The organism is Micromonospora sp. DT228, from assembly GCF_049841595.1.
Classification (GTDB): domain Bacteria; phylum Actinomycetota; class Actinomycetes; order Mycobacteriales; family Micromonosporaceae; genus Micromonospora.
The window spans coordinates 1-23830 of the sequence record NZ_JBNCKO010000025.1 but is presented as its reverse complement, the minus strand read 5'-3'; the positions used below and the strand labels follow the sequence as shown (position 1 = coordinate 23830).

At 69.9% G+C, this 23830-nt stretch carries 13 protein-coding genes; 7 read left to right on the top strand and 6 right to left on the bottom strand.

Translation table 11 applies throughout. The features are described from left to right. Positions 1–342 precede the first annotated feature (342 nt). Both ACLQ29_RS32395 and ACLQ29_RS32390 read left to right on the top strand, forming a co-directional pair. On the top strand, positions 343–1236 hold the full coding sequence (locus tag ACLQ29_RS32395) for a sulfite exporter TauE/SafE family protein (RefSeq protein WP_425775181.1): 894 nt from the start codon (positions 343–345) through the stop codon (positions 1234–1236). Positions 1237–1524: 288 nt separating this feature from the next. Next, positions 1525–5130 carry a phosphatidylinositol-specific phospholipase C domain-containing protein gene (locus tag ACLQ29_RS32390; protein WP_425775180.1) on the top strand — a complete coding sequence of 1202 codons (3606 nt, stop codon included), beginning with the start codon at positions 1525–1527 and terminating at the stop codon, positions 5128–5130. A gap of 69 nt (positions 5131–5199) precedes the next feature. Here the strand turns inward: ACLQ29_RS32390 and ACLQ29_RS32385 are convergent, their stop codons facing one another. From ACLQ29_RS32385 to ACLQ29_RS32375, 3 genes are all read right to left on the bottom strand, one after another. After that, a complete protein-coding gene (locus tag ACLQ29_RS32385) occupies positions 5200–8037 on the bottom strand; it encodes an ATP-binding protein (RefSeq protein WP_425775179.1) in 2838 nt (945 codons plus the stop codon). A gap of 83 nt (positions 8038–8120) precedes the next feature. Next, a complete protein-coding gene (locus ACLQ29_RS32380; protein ID WP_425775178.1) occupies positions 8121–12491 on the bottom strand; it encodes a glycoside hydrolase family 9 protein in 4371 nt (1456 codons plus the stop codon). A gap of 146 nt (positions 12492–12637) precedes the next feature. After that, on the bottom strand, positions 12638–13438 hold the full coding sequence (locus ACLQ29_RS32375) for a helix-turn-helix domain-containing protein (protein WP_425775177.1): 801 nt from the start codon (positions 13436–13438) through the stop codon (positions 12638–12640). A 104-nt stretch (positions 13439–13542) separates the two neighbouring features. On the opposite strand from ACLQ29_RS32375, the gene ACLQ29_RS32370 reads away from it, so the two are divergent. Together ACLQ29_RS32370 and ACLQ29_RS32365 are read left to right on the top strand one after the other, a co-directional pair. Then, complete coding sequence (locus tag ACLQ29_RS32370; protein ID WP_425775176.1) at positions 13543–14010, top strand: VOC family protein; 468 nt, start codon at positions 13543–13545, stop codon at positions 14008–14010. Positions 14011–14121: 111 nt separating this feature from the next. Then, complete coding sequence (locus ACLQ29_RS32365; RefSeq protein WP_425775175.1) at positions 14122–16818, top strand: AAA family ATPase; 2697 nt, start codon at positions 14122–14124, stop codon at positions 16816–16818. Positions 16819–16881: 63 nt separating this feature from the next. Here ACLQ29_RS32365 and ACLQ29_RS32360 read toward each other — a convergent pair whose 3' ends face one another. The 3 genes from ACLQ29_RS32360 to ACLQ29_RS32350 form a co-directional block, all read right to left on the bottom strand. Next, on the bottom strand, positions 16882–17529 hold the full coding sequence (locus ACLQ29_RS32360; protein WP_425775174.1) for an SRPBCC family protein: 648 nt from the start codon (positions 17527–17529) through the stop codon (positions 16882–16884). Next, complete coding sequence (locus ACLQ29_RS32355; protein ID WP_425775173.1) at positions 17526–18011, bottom strand: SRPBCC family protein; 486 nt, start codon at positions 18009–18011, stop codon at positions 17526–17528. Before ACLQ29_RS32355 ends, ACLQ29_RS32360 begins: the two co-directional genes overlap by 4 nt. A gap of 305 nt (positions 18012–18316) precedes the next feature. Then, positions 18317–18520 carry a cold-shock protein gene (locus ACLQ29_RS32350; RefSeq protein WP_282758621.1) on the bottom strand — a complete coding sequence of 68 codons (204 nt, stop codon included), beginning with the start codon at positions 18518–18520 and terminating at the stop codon, positions 18317–18319. 711 nt (positions 18521–19231) lie between these two features. Between ACLQ29_RS32350 and ACLQ29_RS32345 the strand changes: the two genes are divergently transcribed. The 3 genes from ACLQ29_RS32345 to ACLQ29_RS32335 all read left to right on the top strand — a co-directional run. Beyond that, on the top strand, positions 19232–21028 hold the full coding sequence (locus tag ACLQ29_RS32345) for a potassium channel family protein (protein ID WP_425775172.1): 1797 nt from the start codon (positions 19232–19234) through the stop codon (positions 21026–21028). 243 nt (positions 21029–21271) lie between these two features. Next, positions 21272–22543: a CehA/McbA family metallohydrolase gene (locus ACLQ29_RS32340; protein WP_425775171.1), complete on the top strand. Its 1272-nt coding sequence runs from the start codon at positions 21272–21274 to the stop codon at positions 22541–22543. A 620-nt stretch (positions 22544–23163) separates the two neighbouring features. After that, positions 23164–23830: AMP-binding protein (locus ACLQ29_RS32335; RefSeq protein ID WP_425775170.1), on the top strand; the 667-nt coding region annotated here is incomplete at its 3' end.

Here is a 23830-nt window from a genome sequence, read left to right as displayed (position 1 = left end):
GAATCGACCGATAGAATGCCTCGTCATCGTGCGGAGCGGCCCGGTCGCCGTCGTTGAATCGACTGCCGCCGGGCGGGCCCGGTCCGCTCCACCGGGTCGCGCCGGTCGTGCTTCGCGAGCCCTCCAGGGCGGAAGCTCCACGCCATCCCTCCGGACGTCCGTTCCTCGACACCCTCGGGGTCGATGGGCCGCCACGCCTGCGGGTGCCCAGCGGCACCGCCGGGTGCCTGTCGGCGATCACCGGACCGGCAAGACCTCGCCGAAGGGCCGCCCACCCGCCTGTCCAACCTGAGCTGTCTGCTTCCCGCCTCCACCTGCCCCCCGACGAACTGGTGGTCCCTCATGCGCAAAATTCTCCTGCTGGCCCTGGTCGGTCTCGGCGCCCAACTGGTCGACGGCAGTCTCGGCATGGCCTACGGCGTGACCTCGACGACCCTGCTGCTCGCCGTCGGCGTCCATGCCGCCGCCGCCTCGGCCACCGTGCACCTCGCCGAGATCGGCACCACCCTCGCCTCGGGTGCCGCCCACTGGCGATTCGGCAACGTCGACGCGAAGGTCGTCGCGCGGATCGGCATTCCGGGTGCGGTCGGCGCCTTCGCCGGCGCGACCTTCCTGTCCAGCCTCTCCACCGATGCGGCGGCACCGATCATGTCGCTGATCCTGCTCACCCTCGGTAGCTACCTCCTGGTCCGCTTCACGACCTTCGGGTTGCCGCAGGGCAACGTGGGCAAGCCGCTGCGCAAGCGGTTCCTCGGTCCGCTGGGCCTGCTCGCCGGCTTCGTCGACGCCACCGGTGGCGGCGGCTGGGGACCCATCGGCACCCCGGCGATTTTGGCCAGCGGCAGGCTCGAACCACGCAAGGTCATTGGGTCGATCGACACCAGCGAGTTCCTGGTCGCCGTCGCGGCGAGCCTCGGCTTCCTCGTCGGTATCGGTGCGGAGAACATCAACGTCGGCTGGGTTGTCGCGCTGCTCATCGGCGGGGTGATCGCCGCGCCGGTGGCGGCCTGGCTCGTACGCATGGTCCCGCCCCGGGTGCTCGGCTCCGCGGTCGGCGGCGTGATCGTGCTGACCAACAGCCGAACCCTGCTACGCGGTGACTGGTTCAATGCCCCGGCCACCATCCGTTATGGCTGTTACGCGGTCGTCTGCGCGATTTGGGCGGCCGCCGTGACGTACTCGATCCGTCAACACCAGAGGGAGCAGCAACAAGCCGTCACGATCGGTAACGACTGACAGGCCTCGATCCAGTCGACCAAGAATGCCGGCACTTCCGGGCCTGTCGTCCGGGAGGTGCCGGCAGGCGGCAGGTGGAGCACCTGTCGACCTCCGTGCGGCCGAGAGCGGCGCCCGAAGGGGCCAGCGACCGGCTGGTAGCTGACTCTCCTGGAGGATCTGGCCGGGATGTCATCAGCGTCGATCGTCGTCATCTGACAGATGTCTCGACGCGGCGCGGCACCAAGACTGCGGGTAGTTCCATCGATGCGTGCTCGCACGCGCGATCACGCCTGCCGGAGGTCTGCCATGCCGACGACACCCTCAGCATCCGCCCCACCGGCTCTGGCGAAGACGCCGGTTCTCGGGTGGCCACGGCGTTTCCGACAGCCCAGGCCAGCGATCGCCCTGCTCGTCCTGACACTGGTCGCGACGACCGCGACAGCTGTCGCCGGTCCGGCCACGCCGGCCTTCGCCAACGACCACTACAGCAGCATCGGATCCGCCGCCGAGGCGAACCGGGACTGGATGTCACGGGTGTCGGACGACGCCAGCCTCGCCGACCTGTCGATTCCCGGCACCCACGACACTCTCGCTCTCTGCGGATACTCGGCGAGCCAGAACGGCAGCGACTGCGAGTACATCTCGACAGGCCTCACCCAGACGCAGGAACGCCTCGGGTACAGCGCCGAGACCCTGGCCGCCCAACTGAGTGCTGGTATCCGGTCGATCGACATCCGGGTCCGGGTGGACCAAGGGGACGCGGGGCTGACGTTCACCGTCCACCACGGGGTCTACTACCAGTGGGCCAACTTCACCGACGTCCTCACGAAGATCGAGACCTTCCTGCGGGCGAACCCGACCGAGACGGTGCTCCTGAATCTCAAGGCCGAGTGCCTGGCCGATGGAACGAGTTGTGCCGACGCCGAGGGCTACGGCAGCACCGAATGGCGGCGGAAGGTGTTCGATTCGTACCTGACCGGGCGCTACCACACCGGCAACGGCGACGAGACGAGACAGGGTAAGGCCTGGGACAGCCTGTTCTGGAGCGACTCGGTCGACGGTGTCGAGCAGACGACCACGCCGACCCTCGGCGCCGTCCGCGGAAAGATCGTCCTGCTCGGGTTCCGTGGACCGGCCGGAGGTATCTACGGAGGTTACGGGATCGGGCAGCTCTACCCCGCTGGCGGCTCCTACGCCGGCTACGTGCAGGACGACTACAACGTCCCCCAGATCAGCGACATCGACGACAAGTGGGAGAGGGTCCGAACGCAGTTGCGCAAGACCAACGGGGTGTGGGACGCCAACCGTGGCGAACAGACCCGACACGATCACGAGCCGGGCGCCTTGTACATGAACTTCACCAGCGGTACGGGGGGCCTCACCAATCCGTACACGGTCGCCGGCGGCACCCCGGGGGCGACTGGGGTCAACGAGTTCCTCATCCAGTGCCTGCGGGGCAGCAACGACCGGTGCCCCGAGTTCTATCCGAACCGGGCGGGCAACTTCGGCGGACGAGAGACCATGGACCGGCTCGGCATCGTGATGATGGACTTCCCGGGCGGAAAGTTGATCGATGAGATCGTCGCCCGCAACCCCGCCGGCCGGGCCGGTGGCAGCCGCAACGGCGGCGCCGGCGACCCGATGGAGCAGCATCCCGGCGGGGACAACGGCGGCACCCGCCCGACGGTGCCGACCGACCACGCGCAGTGCCGCCCGGACGGCATGATCCCGACCGCCGGTACCGCCACCCCCTACTGCGACGTCTACCAGCGCGACGGCCGAGAGTGGCTCGGCCAAGGCCGGAGCCGTCGGGTGATCGGCTACTTCAACGGCAGCCGTACCGGTGCCGACGGCAAGCCCTCCTACCTGGTCAAGAACATGCCGTGGTCCAAGCTGACCCACGTCAACTACGCGTTCGCCCGGGTCGAGAACAACCGGATCTCGGTCGGCGCGGACGGCCCGAACAACCCGGCAACCGGCATGACCTGGAACGTTCCAGGCACCGAGATGGACCAGAGCCTGCCGTACCGGGGGCATTTCAACCTGTTGACCACCTACAAGCGTCTACATCCCCGGGTGAAGACGCTGATCTCGGTGGGCGGCTGGGCGGAGAGCCGTGGCTTCTACGGCATGACCACCAACGCCGACGGTACGACCAACCAGGCCGGGATCAACACCTTCTCCGACTCGGTCGTCGGCTTCCTCGGCCGGTACGGCTTCGACGGAGTCGACATCGACTTCGAGTACCCGACCGTGCTGGACGACACCGGCAACCCGAACGACTGGAGCGACGCGCGGTCCCGCCGCAAGGGACTGCCGACCTCGTACACGGCCCTGATGAAGACGCTGCGGGAGAAGCTGGACCGGGCATCCGCCACCAGTGGTCGCTACCACCTGCTCACCTCGGCCACGTCGGCCTCCGGCTATCTGGTCCGGGGCATGGAGAACCAGAAGGCGCTGCGCTACCAGGACTACACCAACCTGATGGCGTACGACTTCCACGGCTCCTGGAACGAGGTGGTCGGTCCGAACGCCGCCCTGTACGACGACGGCAAGGACCCGGAGCTGAGCGACCTGTACTCCACGCCGGAATATCAGAAGATCGGCTATTTCAACACCGACTGGGCCTTCCACCACCTGCGCGGCGCGATGCAGGCCGGGCGGATCAACATTGGCATCCCGTACTACACCCGGGGTTGGCGCAACGTCACAGGTGGCAGCAACGGAATGTGGGGCAGGTCCGTCGGCAGCAACTGTCAGCCGGGTACCGGCCTGGTCCGTCCGTGCGGCGGCGGCGCGCTCGGCATCGACAACATCTGGCACGACCTCGACGCCAACGGTCAGGAGGTCGGCGCCGGGGTCAATCCGATGTGGCACGCCAAGAACCTGGAACGCGACCTCACCCCCCGCTACGCCAAAGCGGTCGGCCTCACGCCGGACAGCGACCCGAACGACAGGCGCACCGGCACGTACGACCGGTACTGGGACGTGACCACCCGCACCGCGTGGCTGTGGAACCCGGAGAAGAAGACCTACCTCTCCATCCAGGACACCGAGGGTCTGGACCAGGTCGTCGACTACGTCAACCGCAAGGGCGCGGGTGGCGTGATGATGTGGGAACTCTCCGGCGACTACGAGTGCCCGGCCGAGGCGACACCCGACAACCCCTGCGTGATGGGCCACACCCTGACCAACCGCCTGCACGAACGGCTTCAGGGCGCCGCCGCGTACGGCGACAACCGCGGCGCGGGAAGTTCGGTGCAGCGTCCGGCGTTGGCCGTCGACGTGACAGTCGACCTGGTCCGCTACCCGACCGACACGGCGAGCTTGTGGCCACTGACCCCGACCGTCCGGATCAGCAACAACACCGGGGTGACCATCGGTGGCGGCAGGGACAACGTCATCTCCTTCGACCTGCCGACCTCGACGCCCCCGCTGATCAAGGACGGCAACTGGCAGACAAGCGCCCAGGGCGGCCGGTGGCAGGTGCAGGCCGGGCACACCGGCCCCAACGTCGGCACCGGGCTCTCCGGCGCCTTCCACCGGGTCAGCCTCACCCTGGACTACTGCCAGATCATCCCGGCGGGACAGAGCCTGGACGTGCCGATCATCTACTACATCCCGGCTACCGGACCGGTGAACACCACAGTCAGGCTGGGCGGCACCACGTTCGCCTCGGCGCCGGAGCAGAACCGGGGCGCCGCGAAGGTGATCCCGGCGACCGGCGGATGTTCGGCGCCGGCCTGGGACGCCGGCAAGATCTACAACCCGGCGACCCAGTCGGTGGAGAACATCAGCGTCAAGTACGCCGGAAAGGTCTGGCAGGCCAAGTGGTGGACCCAGGGCAACGTGCCCGGCACCGGGGCCAACTCGGACCTGGAGCCCTGGCGGCTCATCGGTCCGGCCAACTAGCGTCAGTGTGAGTGCCACCCGTCCGGGCCCGGCGAGGCCCGGACGGGTGGCACCGTCCGGTAACGCCCGTCAGCAGTCGACGACGCCGGCCAGGCCCTCGCGCAGCACCGCGCCCGCGATCTCCACCCGGCTGCGCATGCCGAGTTTCGCCAGGATCCGCGAGATGTGCGTCTGGGTCGTCCGGCGGGTAAGAAACAGGCTCTGCGCGATGTCCGCCGTCGAACGGCCCGCCGCGACCAGCATCGCGACCTTCCGTTCGGTTGGCGTCAGCGCGGCCCAGCCATGCCCGGAGCGGTTGGCCCGGGTACCCCGTACACCCCGCCGTACCCCGCGACTGCGCAGCCTGGCCTCGGCCCGGCGGATGTCCCAGGTAGCGCCGAAACCGCCGTACAGGTCGCTCGCCTCGTGCAGGGCGACCCGCGCCTGCGCGGTGTCGCCCCGCTCCGCCAGGACGACAGCGAGATCCTCCAGCGCCCCGGCGAGCTCCACCGGCACCCCGCCCGCCCGGTAGTGCGCCACGGCCGAACGAATAGTCGCCGGGTCGCCGCCGCACAGGCCGCGACACCGATCAGCGGACGCGGCGGCTCGCGCCGGCACCTGCTCCGCCGCCGCCTCGGCCAGGCAGGCGCGTACCCCGGCCTCCGCCGCCGACCGGTCGTCGACCGCGAGAGCGAGTCGGACGAACCGGGGCAGCCACTGGTGGGTCAGGGTCATCTCCCCTGGCCGCCGGTCGAGAAGAACGCCCAAATGATCCAACGCCATCCGCAGATCGCCGTCCTGCTCGGCGGCGAGGGACCGCGCCACGAGCAGGAAGTCGAGGTTTTCCCGATCGGCGACGGTCACGACCGGGCGGTCGAATCCCGCGCGAAGATGGGCGGCGGCCCTGACCCGCTCGCCCCGATGGCCGGCGATGAGCGCGGACACACCGTGCCGGAGCCACTCCGGGCCGCCCTCGCGCAGCCCACGGTACGTCGACGTCGAGGTGTCCTGCGCGACCGCGTCGAGTTCGGCCAGGGCGTCGTCCCACCGCCCCAGCCAGAACAGCAAGACGGCGGCGGTCACCCCGGCGGTCGTGTCGTCCATGCGGTTGGCCGTGCGCAGAAAGTCCCGGGCTTCACGCAGCGCCGCCTCCGCGTCCGTCCACCGGCTCAGGTTCTGGAGCGAGAAGATCCGTCCGTGCAGGGCGAACGCCCTCAGATCGACGTGGTCGGGGACGAAACTCAGCGCCTCGATCGCCCCCTCCGCGCTGTGCAGGGCGAGCCGGTGCTGCCGTCGCACCGAGTGGCTGGCCCAGAGACCCGTCAGCGCGTACGCCGTCGCGAAGGCGTCGCCCGCCACGGCTGCCGTGCGCAGCGCGTCCCGAGCGGTGGCATCCGCCGTCGCCAGGTCCCCGGAGCCCGCCCGCTGGAACATCGCCAGCGAGGCGAGCAGCCGGGCCCGCCAGGCGTCGGGTAGGTCAGCTCCGGCGAGGGCCCGGTGCAGGTGGGCCACCGCCGCGGTGTTGTGCCCGCCACTGAACAGCGCGCGGGCGAGCATCCAGTGCAGCTGCCCACGGTCGTCCGGGTCGACGACCAACCCCAGGGTCTGCCGCACCCGATGGGCGGCTTCCTCGTGCTCACCGCCAGCGATGAGGACCCGCGCCAGGTTCATGCAGAGCCCCACCCGTACGTCCTCGTCACCCGGGTCGTGGTCCACTTCGCGACGGAGCAGCTCGGCCGCGAGGTGCGGCGCCCAACCGGCCAGCACCGGTCCGGCCTCGGCCAGCCACCGCCGCGCCCAGCGGTCCCCGACAACGCCGGAGGCGAGGAGATGCTGAGCGACACGCTGCGGTTCGACGCTGGCGGACTCCAAGGCCCGTGCCACGTCCAGGTGCAGTGCGGCGCGCAACGCGGCCGGCACCCCGTCGTACAGGGCCTGCCGGAGCAACGGATGCCGGAACCGCATCCGAGGGCCGGCCTCGACCAGGATGCCTGCCGTCACCGCCTCCTGGAGGTCGGCGGAGAAGTCGATCGCCGGACGGCCGAGCAGCGCGGCGAGTTCGGTGACCGCGAATTCGCCGCCGAGCAGCGCGGCCGTCCGCATCAACTCGACGGTGCCGGCCGGGACGGAACTCAGCCTGCCTTCGAGGGCCGCGGCCAGCGACCTCGGGACCACGCCGACATCGCAGTCGCGCACCTCGGCCTGCGCGCCGATGTCCAGCAGGTCTTCGCGAACCAGTGACTCGACCAGTTCCCGCAGGAAGAGTGGATTGCCGACCGCCTGCGCGGCGAGCCGGACGAGGCCGCCCCCCGGTGGCACGCCCACAAGTGTGGCAAGCAGTTCACGGACCGACTCCGGGGCGAGGGGACCGAGCGGGACGCGGACCACGTCCCGCCGGACAGCGACGTCGCGCAACCGCCGCACGGTCGACCGGTGAGAGCCGGGACGGTAGGAGAGGACCAGCAGTAACGGCAGGTACGCGGCGACCGAGGCCAGCCGGCGGCAGACATCGATGGACGCGTCATCGGCCCACTGCACGTCGTCGACGAGGAGCATCATCGGGCCGGCGGTGCACAGTTCGTCGACCAGAGCGACGACCATTCCCACGGCCGCCGCGGCGTGACCGGCATCGGCCAGATCGAGGACGGATCGCCTGCCGGTCAGGAACTCCGCGATCCGCGCCCGGTGGGGATCCGTCGAGCGCGGCCCGATCTCCAGGCAGTCGAGTAGCACGCCCAGGAGTGGCGGATGAGCCAGTTGGTCGGCGACACCCTCGGACACCTGGCAGCCCAGCTCTCTGCCAACGTGGGCAGCGGCGGCCACGAGGGAGGACTTGCCGATCCCCGGCTCGCCCTCGATCCAGACCACGCCGCCGGTGCCGAGACGCAGCCGCTGCACGGCGTCCCACAGCTCCGCGAGTTCGGGCACACGCCCGATCAGAAACCCTGGAGTGTCAGCGGAAGTCAGCATCGTGCCTCAGATCCATCGGCTGCCCCGCGCGGTCAGCCCGGTCATCGACGGCCAGCCACGTCGGCGGCGAATGCGGCAACCCAGGTCAGTGCGGAGTTCCAGTTGATGGTGATCTCGTTGACCGACCAGGCTTCGAGATTGTCGACATAGCAGAGCTGTGGGGCGCACCCGTGTAACCAACTCGCCGAGAGGGGGTCCTGGAGGCTGGAGTTGGGCCCACCGGCAACCGATCCCACCGGCGGGCTCGGCAACCGGGCGTCGAACGATTTCGCGTACCACCGGCTGTGCTGGTTCTTCGCGTCGTTGCTGCCGTAGCCGGTGATGTAGGACTGCCCGAGGGCGTTTCGGCCCAACAGGTAGTCGAGACCCTCGAAGACGGCGTCGGCGTACCTGTCGTCGCCGGTGAGGTCGTAGGCGGTGGCCAGGACGACCTGGTTGTTCAGCATGGACGCGTTCGAGCCCCAGTCGTAGCGTCCCGTGGTGGGGGTGTAGGTCTGCCCGAAGCGCTCGGCCTTCTGGAACGAGATCAACCGGTCCGCGGCGGCGACCACCCATCTTTTGATCTGTTCGCGGTCGCTCAGCCCGGTGCCGAGCCGGGCCAGATCGAGTTGGGCCAGCGCGGCCACCGAACCCCAGTAGAAACCGTTCTGGCTGAAGGCCGCACCGGCGGTGTGGAACCGGCTGACCCGGACGGCGGTGAGGTAGGTGGCGTCCTTGGTGGTCAGGTACAGCTCGGCCGCTGCCCAGTAGAACTCGTCGGAGACGTCCCCGTCGTTGTAGGGCCCCCCGCCGCTGCGGTCCTCGTACGGCGCGAAGAGCGCCGGGTTGGCCCGGGCCGCGGCGTACGCACGTTCCGCCGCCGCCCGCAGCCGGGCGGCGAAGCCGGCGTCGTACGCCTGGTAGATCCTCGCTGCCTGAGCCGCCACGGCGGCCAGGTTCAGGGTGGCCGCGGTCGACGGGCGGTGCAGTTCCCGGAGTTTCCGGTCCTGGTGCGGCAGCATCGGCGGCCCGGTCCAGGTCTCGTCGTGAACCTTGTGGTGGACCATGCCGGCCAGGGGGAGGCCGTCGGGCACCTGCATCTTCAGCATGAAGTCGAGGTTCCAGCGGGCCTCGTCGAGGATGTCGGGGACACCGTTGCCGCGTTCCGGCACGGCGAGGGTGCCGTCGCCGAGCGCCGCCGGCCGGTTGCGCTCCCAGGCCGACAGGAGCTGGTACGTGGCGATGCCACCGTTGACGACGTACTTGCCGTGGTCGCCTGCGTCGTACCAGCCGCCGGTGACGTCCAGTCGGTAGGAGCAGGTCCAGCTGTTCATGAACGCTTTCGGCTGCTGGCAGGGCACCTGGGTGTCGCCACCGCCGGGTGACTCCGCGACGTGCCCGGCCGGGCGGGCGTACGCCGCCCCGGCGATGCCCCCGTCGATCGCGATGCCGCTGCGGTTGGTGTAGAAGAAGCGTGTCGCGTCGGTGCGCAGCCGGTCGTACAGATCGGCGCGGATGTCGAACGGGTGACTGGGCTTGTCGACCCAGCCGTCGTACACCAACTCGAATCGGCCGGTGGCCGTGACGTGGCTGAAGTCGATGACGTGGGTGATGGCGCTGGCCGACGCGTCGAAGCCGGTCGGGGTGCTCCGGCCCGTCGCCACCGTCGCGCCACCGCCGGCGCGGCGCAGCGTCCACGGCACCGCATGGGACGCGCCGTACCGCAACGTCGCCCGTTTGGGCCCGTTGGGCAGATAGCCGTGCTGGTTCACCGTCAGGTCCGGTCCGGTGTCGGCCTGGTACGCGTACTCGGCGCCGGTGAGCGTCACGTCGTCCATGCAGAACTCGTAGGGCGTGCTGGACTTGCCGAGGCGGAACTGGAGCTGGGCCAACCGGTACGGCTCCGGGTAGGTCGTGGTGATGCGGTACTCGTACTCCTTCCAGGCGGTGCCGGTGGTGAAGCCCTTGTTCAGGTACGTGACATTTGTGGGGTTGTCGAAGGGCGCGAGGTAGATCAGCGGGTTCGCCGCCGTGTTCGTGCGGGCGCGGAACCGCAGCGTGTACGTGGCGCCGCCGGGCAGGTAGATGCTGTTGTGGCCCACCAGGACGTCCCACGGGTTGGTGGACGCGGGTGCGGTCACGCAGAAGGTCCCGCCGTCCAGTTTCGGCGTCATTCCGGCGTTCACCCACCACGGCTTGTCCGTGCCGGTGAACGTGCTGTTCTGCAACAGCCGGCCGTCGAGCTGCGGTCGCGGTGGCCCACCCCCGTACGCCGGCAGCGTTCCCGCCGGCAGGTCCTGCCCGCCGCCCTGGCCGGGCTGCCCCGGGCCGGGATCCGCGCTGCCGTAGCGGGGCAGCAGCCAACCGTCGAGGCCGCCGGAGGCGGCGCTGACCAGGACGAAGTCGCTGATCAGGTCGGCGTCGAGGTCGGCGAACAGGCCGGTGGTGCCGGCGAACGGGCCATCGTCACGGATCGGGCCCAGTGACCGCCAGCCGGTCGTCGCGCTCCACGGTGCGCCGGTGTTCTCCCAGGCCTGCACTTTGCCGCTGGGATAGTCGACGCGCAGCACGTCGGCCCGGCGGTCACCTGTGACATCCGTGAACGACGTCTGGTAATAGCCGTCGGCGGGGGTCGCGAAGCCGCTGACCGAGTGCCAGTCTCCCGGCACCGGCGTCCGGCCCGGGGACCGGTTCTCCCAGAGGCTGGCGTTGCTCAGCCGATCCGAGTTGATCAGGTCGTCGTCTCCGTCGCCGTCGATGTCGACGAAGCGCGGGTTCTCGTAGCGCAGGTCGTTGGCCACGATGGTGGGTGATCCCCATCGTTTCTGCGCGCCGTCGGACTCGTTGCGGGACATCCAGATGACCCGGGTCCCGGTGGGCGACTCGTCAGCGGTCAGCAACCGGAGGTAGTCGTCCCGGTCGTCGCCGTCGAGGTCGCCGAAGTGCACCGAGCCGGGCAGACCCCGGTCCGGCGGGCTGATGTCACCGAGGGCGGTCCAGGTGGATCGGGGGCCGTCGTTGCGCCACGCCGGTATCCGACCGTCGGGCTGAACGATGACATGGTCGGCGTCGCCGTCGCCGTCGAGGTCGGGGAAGTGGGTCTCCGCGCCGACCGGGGCAGCGTCCCGGAACTCACCGATCGGGTCCCAGCGCGGGCCGATGCCGTTGCGGGGCTCGGGCCGCCACTGGTAGAAGTCCTGCCCGACCACCAACCGCGCTCCGAGAGCGTTGGCGGAGGGTTGCAGGGAGCCGCCGAGCCCAGGCGTGAAGATCTGCCCGTCCTTGAACTGCCACCGGGACACCTCTGCCTGCTCCGAGCAGAGGGTGCTGCCGGTGCTCCGGGAGTTCGCGTCCCAGGACAGGCACCGCTCGGTCGCCGGGTCGGCCTGCGGCCAGGCGAGCTGGTACTGGCCTCCAGCCGTGCTGAAGCGCACCTGGAGGGCCTCGTCGAGGCTGCCGCGCGGCGTCCTGACGTGTGGTCCGATGTCGTCGCCGTCGTTCGTCTTCGACGCGATCACCGCGTGCTCCAGGTGGCGGGCGAAGAAGCGGTACGTGTCGCCGGGGACCGGGGCGTAGCAGTCCCGGTCGGCGGTCGTTCGGGGCGCGAGGCCACCGCCGGAACCACAGCCGGCGTTCACGACGTAACGGACATACCTGTGGTCGGAGTTTCCGCCGCGAACCTCGGCGTTGATGGTGTTGTTGTTCCCGTTGCTGGCATAGGCGAAGTCCAGCTCTTCGCCGCCCTCGTGGGTGGGCTGGCCCGCCGCGACGATGTGGCTCTGTAACGCGGCCGGCATCCGTGCCGGGTCCTGGTTGAAGTCGGCGAGCACCATCCATTCGCCGGTGGGGCGACCAGCCATGAACTGCCGAGCCGTCTCGATGATGTCGGGGGCGTCATTGGCACTGTTCGGACCGTTGGACTGCGCGTGGGCGGTGAAGTACCAGGCGGTGCCGATCTGGACGCCCATCATCGGCCGCGAGTTGAACCGCGAATGCACCGGCCGGATCACGGCGTCGGTCACCGTCTCCCGGGTGACGATGGCCAGGCCGTTGCGTTGTTGACCGGTGTCGGCCCAGTAGATCTGCACCAGGTCCGGGCGGCTTGCCGAGCCGATGTTGTACCGGTGCTCGGTGATGCCGGCCTCGGAGAACCGCCGCCCGGTCCACACGGCCCGGGGGGGAGGTTCGCTGCCCGCCTCCTGGAGCGCGGCGACCTGCACCCCTTCCTGGTTGAGCAGCTGCTGCACAGCGGCCACCCACCGCGACTCCGGAGGCCCTTCGCCCCCTTGACGCTGGCCCTGCATGTTCCAGGACCCCACGATCAGGTCCCGCGCTACCGCTGCCGCCGGTGTCGGCGGTTCCAGGGCGTACAGAACCGTCGACACCGTCGTCACTGCGATGATCGCGGCCAACCGCCTGCGCACCACGCCCACGTCAGATCCTCCAGACCGACCTCGTCGCCCGCCACCGAGACCACAGAGACCATGCGGCAGCGGTGCCCCGCACCGCATCGGTAGAAATTGCCTATCCGGGCCTGAGCGGCCCCGACGTCCCCTGGTCCAGGGCGGATCCGGGGTCGTCAGCCCAGTCGATCCAGCTTCTCGCGAGCGGCGGTGCCGGGCCGGGGCGTGAGGACCACGAGGCGCAGGTCGGTGTTCTGGGTGGTCAAAACGTTGGCGTCCAGCGGGATGGCCCCCACGTCCGGGTGGACGGCGGTCTTGTGCGCGCTCTCGTGCTGGGCCACCGCGCGGAGGGCCCAGAGGCGGCAGAACCTGTCGTTCCCGGCCATCCGCGAGAGCAGTGCCTCCACGTCGGGATCGTTCGGATAGCGGGCGCTGGTCGCGCGCAGGTCGGCCACCAACGACTGCTCGAAGTAGGCGCGCTCGGTGTCGGTCTGGCGGACTCGGGGGTTTCGGGACTCGAACTGGACGATCAGGGCGTTGCGATCGTCGGCGGCGGCGCCCGTGGGGTCGCCGAAGACGGCCGCGAACAGCCGGTTCCAGTGCAGCAGCCGCCACCCGGCGTCGTAGACGGCCGCCGGGGTGTCGCCGAGGTGGTCGATGACGCGGTGCAGGCTGCTGGGGATCAGGTGGGGTATCCGGTCCGGGGCCGCGGCGAAGCCGGCAAGGCGCATCAGGTGCGCCTCCTCGTCGTCGGACAGTCGTAGCGCGCGGGCCAGGGAGGTGCACACCTGCGCCGATGGTGTGGCGGCCCGACCCTGTTCGAGGCGTGCCACGTATTCGGGGGAGATGCCGGCCAGTGCGGCCAGCTCGCCGCGTCGTAGCCCGACGACGCGGCGACGTGAGGCGTTCGGGAGACCGACCGCGGCCGGGTCCGTGCGATCCCGCCAGGCCCGCAGCGCGGCTCCGAGGTCATTCATGAATCACATGATCCGCCATCGGTCCTGGGCGTTGGGTGGTACCAGCGGTACGCGGAAGATCTGTGCCTTCCACAGTGGTGGCTCAGCCCTTCAGGATGGGGATCATGAGCAAAGTGACCAGGATGCATCACATCGGAGTGCCGGTCAGCGATTTGGCGCGGTCGGTGAGCTGGTACGAGGACGTCCTCGGCATCGCGCCGAACGGCGTGACGATCTCGGCGACGAACCCGGCGATCGGTGCGGTTGTCGAGGTCGAGAACGCGTCGATGCGGGCATCCTTCGCGTTGGCCGGTGACAACGTCCTGCTGGAACTCATCCAGTACGACAGCCCGCAGCCGGGGCCCTTCACCGGGCGCAACTCTGACGTCGGGGTGATGCACCTGTGTTTCGAGGTCGACGACCTCGACTCGGCGCACCGCGACCTGGTGCGGCGGGGCGTGCACGTCAACGCCGATCCGGTCGTGCTCCAGGACGGCGATGGCGTCGAAGCGGGGGCGCTGGCCGGGACGAAGATCCTCTATCTCCGTGACCCCGACGGCATCCAGCTGGAACTGTTCGAGTTGCCCTCGTAGGAGCGCCGACTCCGGACCCGGCGCCCGTCCCGGTCGGTGCGCTGCTCTGGATACCATCGGTGGGGCCGAACAACCGGAGGGCACCATTCGTCCGGCGACACGCAGAAGCTGATGACAGATATCAGGTCGGGATTTTTCGTCGCTCGCGAGGCGGAGTTGGGCGAGATCGCCTCGTTGACGGCAGCCGCGGCGCGGGGCCGTGGCGGGGCGATGCTCGTTCTCGGTGACGCGGGGATCGGCAAGTCGACGCTCATCGGTGCGGCCGCTTCGCGGCTCGACGAATGGGAGGTGCTGCGGGCCGGTGGTGTCGAGTTCGAGAGCGAGCTGCCCTACGCGGCCCTGCACCAGTTGTGCGCGCCCGTGCTCGACCACCGCGCCGGGCTCCCCGTGCCGCAGCGGAGCGCGCTCGACGCGGTGTTCGGGCTGCAGGCCGGGGCCACGCCGACCCCGATGCTTGTCGGCCTGGCCGTTCTCGGCCTGCTGAGTGCCGTAGGCCGGCGCAGGCCGGTGTTCTGCGCGGTCGACGACGTGCAGTGGATCGACGCCGGCTCGCGGCAGGTACTGGCCTTCGTCGCGGCACGCGTTGCGGCGGAGCGGGTCGCCATGGTGTTCGCAGCCCGCGACGCCGCCTCGGTGTCGGCGCTCGGTCGCCTACCCGCCCTCACTCTCACCGGGCTCACCGATTCGGAATCCCTCACCCTGCTGCGGTATCGGGCACCATTCGGCCACGAGGCAGCGATCGTGCAACGGATCCTCGCCGAAGCGGCCGGCAACCCGCTCGCCCTGGTGGAGTTCGCCCGCGACGCCGGACCGTTCGGGCTACCCGGGGACGCTGGGCACCGCGCCGTGGAACACCGGTTCGTGCGTCGGTTCCTGCTGCTGCCGGCACCCACGCGCTCGGTTCTGGCGCTGGCCGCGGCGGAGCCGACAGGCGACCTCGTTCTGCTGCGCCGCGCGATGGCGATCCAGGGGCTGGACGCCGTGGACCTGGCCGCGGCCGAGGAAAGCGGCCTGTTGGTGGCCGGGCCCCGGGTGCACTTCCGGCATCCGTTGGCGCGTTCCGCGGTGTACCTGTCGACCGGCGCCGGGGCGCGACGGCAGGCGCACGTGTCGCTCGCCGCCGGTACGGACGCCGACGTCGATCCCGACCGTCGCGCCTGGCACCAGGCGAACGCGATCATCGGCCCGGATGAGGAGACCGCTGCCGAACTGGAGCGTTCGGCCGGACGGGCACAGCGCCGCGGCGGATTCGCGGCCGTTGCCGCGTTCCTCGAACGCGCGGCCCGACTGACACCCGGCCGGTCGCGGCAGGCCCGCCGGTTGTTGGCCGCGGCAAGGGCGCGGTTGGGTTCGGGGCAACCCTCTGCCGCCCGGGAGTTGGTGGACGAGGCCGAGCGTCTCCACCCGGACCCCGCCGACCGCCGCGCCGCGCGACTGCTGCGCGCCACGATCGACTATCACGTGGCGCGCAGTATCCCGGCGACGATCGCGCTCATCGACGCGGCCGACGGCGTGGGGCCCGACGAGGTCCGCGAGACCTACCTGGAGGCGTTCGCGTCGCTGATGTTCAGCGTCGACGAGCCGGGGAGGTTGCGGCGGCTCGCCCTGCACATCCGGGAACGGGTACCCCAGCGTCAGCCGCCACGTCCGGTCGACCTGCTGCTGCGGGCGTTGGTCGAGCAGCACCTCCGCCCGGTGCAGGAGGCGATGCCCCTGATGCGCCGTACGGTCGACGCCTTCCGGGACCACGCCCGCACGCCCGACGCGGATCCGTGGTGGATGGAACGTGCCTGTGTGTTGAGCGTCGACATCGGTGACAGCGAGGCCATGGAGGAGATCGCCGACCGCCAGGTGGAACTCGCCCGGGCGCAGGGGGCCTACGCGATCCTGCCCCACGCGTTGCGCTTCCAGGCGGTCGCCCGGACGATCGTGGGTCGCTTCGCCGACGCGCAGGTCAGCATCATCGAGGCGCGTGCGGTCGACGAGGCCGCCGGGACGTCAAACCTCGTCGGGTCCGACCTGATGCTTGCCGCCTGGAGCGGGGACGTCGATCGGTTCCGTGAGATCCGGGAGAAGCTGCGCGGCTGGGTGGGGGTGAAGCCCACCGCGCTGTACTACTCGATCGGCGTTCTCTGCAACGGCAGCGGCGACCATGAGGCCGCGATGGACGCGTTGCTGCTCGTACGGGACCAGCACCGGCGCGGGGCGTACGCCGCCTCCGTCTTCCACCACGAGCTGGTCGAAGCCGCCGCGTACGTCGGACGTCCCGAAGAAGCCAAGGAATCGGCTGAGTGGATCGGGGATGTCGCACGGGTCAACCCGAACGCGTGGACGACCGGTGCGCATCTACTGGCGAGTGCGCTGCTCGACCCGGGGCTCGGCGCGCAGGACCACTACCGTGCCGCGATCAGCCGGTTCGCCGGGAGCAGGATGCGAGTCCACTACGCGCGTGCCCGACTGCTCTACGGGCAGTGGCTGCGACGGGTCGGCCGTCGCGCCGAGGCGCGGGTGGAGCTGCGCGCCGCGCACGAACTGCTCTCCACCATCGGCGCGCGCGGGTTCGCCGGCCGCGCCGCCCGCGAGCTGGAGGCCATCGGCGAGCCGACCCTGGCCGACGACGCCGATCCGCTCGCGGGGCTGACCGCCCGCGAACTACTCGTCGCCCGCAAGGTCGCCTCCGGCGCAGGCACCAGGGAAGTTGCCGCGCTGCTGTTCGTCAGCCCGCGAACGATCGACGCCCACCTGCGCAACCTCTACCGCAAACTGGGCATCACCTCACGCCGGCAGCTACGAGAGCTACTCCGCTGACGGAGCCGGGCCGACCGAGCGACGAAAGGGCCCCGCCGGTACGAGACCGGCGGGGCCGCCGGGTCACGTCAGCGCCGGGCGCCGGGCCCGGTCACACTCCCGTTCGGCACGCGTCTTCAGCTCCGTCAGCCACCTCTCCAGGCCCCCTCTGAGAGCCGCGGTGGAGAAGGCGACGTCCTGCTCCACCTGGTCACCGCGCCACGTCTCCTCGGTACGCACGAGAACCCGGCCACCGATCTCGGTGAACGTCCACGCGTGCACTCCCTCGTCGATGCGCAGCCCCGCACCGATCGCCGGGCCGTCCCACCGAAGGCACTTCTGGTGCTGAAGCTGCTTGACGGTGGACGTGACGACGAGGGTCGTGGCGGGATTCAGCGCGGTCTCGGGGACCGGTGTCGTCCATCGGAACGACGAACCGGGACGCAGTGGGCCACGGTCGAGCCGCTTGCTGGACAGAACGGGCTTCTGCCACGACGGCCAGCGTTCCACGTCGGTCTGCAACTTCCAGACGGTCCGTAGCGGAGCGTCGATCGTCGTCTCCGTCCGATAGCGAATCTTCGCCGTGGTGTCGACGGTCCTTCCCGCACAGCGCACCGTCGCGCGGTCGGCACCGACATCACGCCTGACCTCGGCCCGAGCCGGCGCACCCGCGGTGCCCACGAGGCCGGCCACGACCACTGCCGTCGCGACGGCGAACACACGATTCTTCACGACGCGGTCACCGCCTCGGCGGTGCCCTTGAGCCGTTCCAGCCACCTGGCGAGGGTCGTGTCGAGGCCCTCCTGGAAAGGCCCGGGGTCGGCATCGACAGGCGGGCCGGCGAAGGACTCCTCGGTCGACACCTCCACACCGTCGCCGGCCGGAGTGAGCGCCCAGACGTGGACACCGAGGACCCCGTCCGGTCCGTCACCGTATCCCCGCCACACGAGGCGTTCCCGCGGCCGTACCTGAACGATCGTCGACTCGATCTCCATGCCCGCGGCCGACCAGCGGAACACGGAGCCCGGCGCGAGCGGACCGGGTGTTTCCACGCGTGCGTACGGGATTTCCGGCAGCCAGGTTGTCCATGCGTCGATGTCGGTGAGGATCCGCCACACGGCTTCCGCCGACGCGGTCACCGTGACGCTGTGGCGGCTGACCACCGGGGCCGACACGTCAATGCCGGCCTCGTCGGTGTCCGTAATGTTCTCCATCGTGAAGCCTCTCTGCGGTCACTGACCATCGGATCGCCGGGCATGAGAGCGAGCCGCTAGATCCACACCCGGCAGATGCGATCGTGCCAAGACGACAACCGCTACACATCGGCAAGAACTACCTAGTTCGCGGTACGTGGGCCGCCCCGACGCCGCCGGCCGCGTCACCGCTCGTGCACTGCTGCGGGCCATGGGCTGGACACCGGGCCTCACGCTGCACATCGATGAGGCGATTGGAGATGCCGTGGTGAAACGCCGAACGGCGGCCCGCTGAATCAGTCGGGCCGCCGTTCGCAGAGTATGGATCAGAGCGGGCGGATGTTCTCCGCCTGCGGGCCCTTCTGGCCCTGGGTGATGTCGAACTCCACCTTCTGATTCTCGTCGAGGCTGCGGAAGCCGCTCGCCGAGATCGCGGAGAAGTGGGCGAAGACGTCAGCGCCGCCGCCGTCCGGGGTGATGAAGCCGAAGCCCTTATCGGCATTGAACCACTTCACGGTGCCTGTAGTCATGTCTGCTCCTCGCAAGCTGTTAGAGGCCGCACTGTGCGGACTCTTACGCCGCCGCGTTGATCACCCGCGTCGAAACGACACGAAAAACGAAAAGCGCCTGACGGGTTTCAGATAACCCATCAGGCGCTGGAAAACGTCTACGGAAATCAAAACTGCAACACGGCCACCGTAGCACATGATCCGCCGTGGGTCCCATGGAGGTGAGTGGCCTGATCACCTGTCTGCTTCATCGATGTCGCCCCGTCCACAACCGCGGGGCGAACGAGGGCAGCGGTCGGGTCGGCGCACGGCGTACCGGCAGGTGATGTGCCTTTCGGTGATCGCGCTGCTCGGCGCTGGCCTGACCTGCGCCAAGCGGCCCGGCCCCGCCAGGGTGGCGGAAGCGGTACGACGGTCGGCCATCCGTGGAAGGGCGGATCTGCGCGCATTGCCCTGGCGCCCGCGACGTCGCGGCCGTACAGGTGCGCTGGATTGGTCCCCACCTGCACGCCGAAGCCCAGCTCGTGGTCGACGCCACCCTGAGCCTCGTCGACTAGGGCGTGTGTCAAAGTCCTCGGTCGAGCCGAGGCGGAGTCCAGGCGGCGGTCCGGCAAGGCGGAGATTGGTCCGGATACCGGTGTTGTATCCGGACCAATCTCCAACGCGGCCGGTCGTCGTCTGGGCCCGCCGCAGGCCGGCCAGGGGCTTTGACACACGCCCTAGCATTCGACTGTGTCCGAAGACACCAGACAGAGCTGCGCCGCAGCGCCGGCACAGCAGCGGTTTGTGGTCTGTGGGGACGGCGCGGTGGCTCGCCGTCTGGTCACTGAACTGGCAGACCGCTACGGTGTCGCGGTCACTGTGATCCTACCGTCGTTGAGCGACCACCACGCAGCCGACCTCGCTGACCTCGCTATGGAATTCGGGGTGGCGGAGGGACAGCCGGAGATCATCATGGCCCGGCATCTGACCGGGGAGGTGCTCGATCAGGCTGGGGTCCGGCGGGCAGCTGCCGTGGCGTTCGTCGGTGTCGACGACGTGACGAATGTGGATGCCGCCATGATCACCCGGGAGTTGGCTCCGGATGTGCGGCTGGTGGTCAGGCTATTCAACCCGGTGCTCGGCGAGGGCGTGGCCGCGATGCTCGGGGACTGCGCCGTACTCTCGGGATCCGAGATTGCCGCACCGGCGTTCGTTGCCGCCACGCTCGGGGACGCCACGCCGACGTACGTGCGGCTGCCCGACGGTGAGCTTCTGCGCAGCGCTCTGCGCAGCGCCGTCGACCCGGCGGGGGTGGACGTGGTTTGCGGCCTGGCCGACACGACCGGCACGGAGCCGGTCGTCCTTCCAGCGGACCAACATCGGGCAGACCTGGTACTTGTCCGCGCATGCGGGCGGCCCCGAATGGACCCGCCGCGTCGAAGGCCGCGCCTGTTTCGGGCCCTCGGCCTGGTGTTCAGCCGCAATCTGCGACTGGCGTTGGTCGGCACGGCCGCGATACTCGCCGCGGCGAGCGTCCTGCTGGCGTACATCCGCGGCGTGAACCTTGCCGAGGCCGCCTACCTGACGCTGCTGACAGCGATGGGAGCCGCCGAGGTCGACCCCGCCGCACCGCTCAGCGAAAAGGTGACCGCACTGGTACTGGTGACCACCGGGGTAGCGCTACTTCCCACCGTCACGGCCCTGGTGGTGGACTCAGTCGTGCGCGCCCGGCTGACGGTCGCCGCCGGCGGCGTGATCGAGCCGATCGACAACCATGTCGTACTTGTGGGACTCGGCAACATCGGCACCAGGGTCCTGGAGGAACTGCACTCCGTCGGCATCTCCGTGATCGCCGTCGACCGGGCGGAGTCGGCCCGAGGCATCGGTGTCGCCCGTGAGGTGGGTCTGCCGGTGATCGTCGGCGACGCGACGCGCCCCGAGACGCTGCGAGCCGCGTCCGTGCACACCTGCCGGGCGCTTGTGGTCTTGACCGACGACGATGTCACAAACCTGGAGACAGCCCTGTCCGGGCGGTCCTCGCACGAGGCGGACCGAGTACGGTCGGCAGCAGTCAGGCCCCCGTTGCGGTTGGTGTTACGGCTGTTCGACGACGGCTTCGCGGAGCGTACGCAGCGCATCCTGAGAATCGACGAGTCACGGAGCGTTTCATCCTTGGCGGCGCCGGCGTTCGCTGCCGCCATGATGGGCCAGCAGGTCATCGACACCATCTCGGTCGGCCGCCGGGTGTTGCTGGTGGCCGAGTTCCCCGTTGGCGCCGGATCCGCACTCGAGGGACGGTACTGCCGCGACGTCAACCGGCCGGGCGCAGTGTGGGTGATCGCGGTGCGGACCGGCCGGACGGGACAGACCATCTGGTCGTTGCCGGAACGTCGCCCACTGGTCCGCACCGACCGGCTGATCGTGGTGGCCACACGCGCCGGTCTCGCCGAGCTGCTGCCCCGCACCGTGCCCAGCCCCGACGCTGAACCACTCGCCGATGTCGCGCCGTTGCGACTGCTTGCGCCGGCACCGCGCGATGGTGAGTGAACGCTCCCCGTAGCCCCGACCCGGGCCCGGATGCCGTCGCCACCCGACCGGCCACCAGGACGACGGCGTCCCCGACGGCCGCGCCCACGGTGCCGCCCGCCAGCTTCGGCGCTACCCGTGCCGGGTTGTTCGTGCTGATTCCTCTCCAGGCCAGACCGTTGCGGTATGACGCGTACCGCAGTGTTTGCCGGACCGACGAATAGTCGTGACGTCTCGGCCAGATCCGCCAACATGGATATGGCTATGACTGGACACCACCCGCACCACTGCCATCACGGCCATGGATCCGACGACGGCGTGCCGTACGGCCAGGTTGAGGCTCCCGCTGGCTTCGGCCGACGGGCGCTTCTGGCCGGTGCCGGCGGGACGCTGATGCTGGCCGCGCTGCCGAGCGCGGTCCGGGCGGCCAACACGACGATGGCCGGCGCCCCGACCGCGGCGGTCGGCGCCGGCCGGACATCCAGGATCACCCAGGGCACGGCGTTGGTCCACGCGGACATGCACAACCACACGGTCATGTCGGACGGTGACGGCAGTGCCGAGGCCGCATTCGCCTCGATGCGCGAGGCCGGTCTGGACGTCGCCGCGCTGACCGATCACGCGACGCTCTTTGCCATCGACGGGCTCAGCTCGTCCGAGTGGCGGACCACCGGTGACCTGGCCAACGCGGCCAACGACCCGGGTCAGTTCACCGCGATCCGCGGGTTCGAGTGGTCGCACCCGTTGCAGGGGCACATCAACGTCTGGAACACCTCCGACTTCGCCGACCTGTTGCGGGCCGGCAGCCCCGGGAACCTGTACAACTGGCTCACCGGCCGACCCGGGGGCCTGGCGAGCTTCAATCACCCCGGTCGGGAGGCGGGCCGGTTCAACAACTTTTCCTTCAACGCCGCTGCCCGCGATCAGCTCGTGGGGCTGGAGATGTTCAACCGGACCGACGACTTCCTCTTCGAGGGCTGGTCGTCGGGGGTGACGTCACCGCTGGTGGCCTGCCTGAACGCCGGTTGGCGGCCAGCGCTGACCGGCGTCACCGACGAGCACGGCACCACCTGGGGCTTCCACGAGGGCAAGGGCCGCAGCGGTCTGTGGGTCGCCGAGAACACCCGCGCCGCGGTGTTCGAGGCGATGGCCGCCCGCCGTTCCTTCGCCACTCGCGTCTCGGGGCTGCGGGTGGACGCCACCGCTGATGGCGTACGCATGGGCGGCGTGTTGAACGTGACCTCCGGCGACGTCCGGTTCCTGCTGGATCTGGACCGCGGCTCAGCCTGGGACGGCAAGCCCCTGCGGATCCAGGTCCTCCGCCCGGGCACCTCGGCGCCGACCGTCGTCGACGTCATCGACACCGTCAACGGTCAGGTCACCGACTTCACCGTGCCGCTCGACGTCGCCGACGGCGACTGGGTGGTGCTCCGGATCTCCGATCCGTCGCTGCCCAACGGCACCCCCGGCCCAGCCGGTCACCCGTGTAACGACTTCGCGGTGGCTTACACCAGCCCGTGGTGGCTCCGGCCCTGACTTTCGAGGTGCCGGTCCCGGCACTGCCGGCCAGCCGCAGACGGCTGCGTCGGTCTTCCGGGACCGGCATTCGGTTTTCGCGTCATGGTCCCGTCCTGTGCTCAGCGAGGCAGCGGGGGCAGCGTCGGGCTGTCGAGCCAGGCGGCGAACAGATCGTCCAGGGGGTTGCAGGAATGTCGAACCGCGGCGACAGGCCACCGGCCGATCACTCTCGTGTCTCTACTGAGGTCGTGGTGTCACTCTTCAACACTCATTCGTTTGCCCAAAGTTCACCTGCCGGAGTGGGCCTTCCCGCTCCGTCGATGGGACTTTCAAGAAGACCAGTCCCTTAACGTTTGTTGTCGTTGAGGACGGCGATCGTACGGCTCGTTGTCGCGTGCTCCACGAGCCCGCTCCCGCGTCATCGAGTTCACGCATAGTTCATTGCAACCGGTGCGCGTCAACGATGTTCCCGCAGGCAGCGGCTTCGTTGGCCGGCGAGCCGTGGCGTTCACCAGGTGAACGCTCCAGTGATCAAGGTCCTTCCGAGCGCCGGCAGGCGTTCATCCGCGAACCTCAGTTGGTCCCTAGGGTCTTGCGCCGGCACGCCTTTCGCTGTCTGCGACACCCGGGAGCCCTTCATGAGTCAGGCCATCGACATCCGCACATCGCCCGTGGGGGAGGGTCCACTGTGGCAGCAAGTCGTCGCGCAGGCCCGGCGCCGGCCCGCGGCTGCGGCGGTGGTCGACGGCGCGGGTGACCTGACCTACGCGGAGCTGGTTGCCCGCGTCGAGGAGCGGGCGGCGGAGTTGACGGTGGCCGGGGTGTCGGGCGGCGACCTGGTGGGGCTGCGCCTTCCGCGGAGCCGGGACGCGATCGTGGCGATGCTTGCGGTCCTGCGGGTGGGCGCGGGCTATGTGCCCATCGACCCGGCCTATCCGGTGGCCCGTCAGGAGTTCATCCTCGCCGACGCGCGGCCCCGCGCGGTCATCACCCCGAATGGCGTCGCCGCGACAGAGACTCTGGCCGGCACGGAAGCGCACGCAGCGGCCGGCGCGGGAGCGGCGTACGTCGTGTACACGTCCGGATCGACCGGGCGGCCCAAGGGCGTGGTCGTGCCGATGTCCGCGCTCGCCGCGTTCTGCGCCGCCGCCCGGCAGCGCTACGAGCTCACCGCCGCCGACCGCGTCCTGCAGTTCGCGTCGCTGAGCTTCGACGCCAGCGTCGAGCTCTTAGGGCGTGTGTCAAAGCCCCTGGCCGGCCTGCGGCGGGCCCAGACGACGACCGGCCGCGTTGGAGATTGGTCCG

Coding starts and splice junctions, on each gene's coding strand:
- ACLQ29_RS32395 (WP_425775181.1), top strand. CDS start 343: ATGCGCAAAATTCTCCTGCTGGCCCTGGTCGGTCTCGGCGCCCAACTG.
- ACLQ29_RS32390 (WP_425775180.1), top strand. CDS start 1,525: ATGCCGACGACACCCTCAGCATCCGCCCCACCGGCTCTGGCGAAGACG.
- ACLQ29_RS32375 (WP_425775177.1), bottom strand. CDS start 13,438: ATGAATGACCTCGGAGCCGCGCTGCGGGCCTGGCGGGATCGCACGGAC.
- ACLQ29_RS32370 (WP_425775176.1), top strand. CDS start 13,543: ATGAGCAAAGTGACCAGGATGCATCACATCGGAGTGCCGGTCAGCGAT.
- ACLQ29_RS32365 (WP_425775175.1), top strand. CDS start 14,122: ATGACAGATATCAGGTCGGGATTTTTCGTCGCTCGCGAGGCGGAGTTG.
- ACLQ29_RS32355 (WP_425775173.1), bottom strand. CDS start 18,011: ATGGAGAACATTACGGACACCGACGAGGCCGGCATTGACGTGTCGGCC.
- ACLQ29_RS32350 (WP_282758621.1), bottom strand. CDS start 18,520: ATGACTACAGGCACCGTGAAGTGGTTCAATGCCGATAAGGGCTTCGGC.
- ACLQ29_RS32340 (WP_425775171.1), top strand. CDS start 21,272: ATGACTGGACACCACCCGCACCACTGCCATCACGGCCATGGATCCGAC.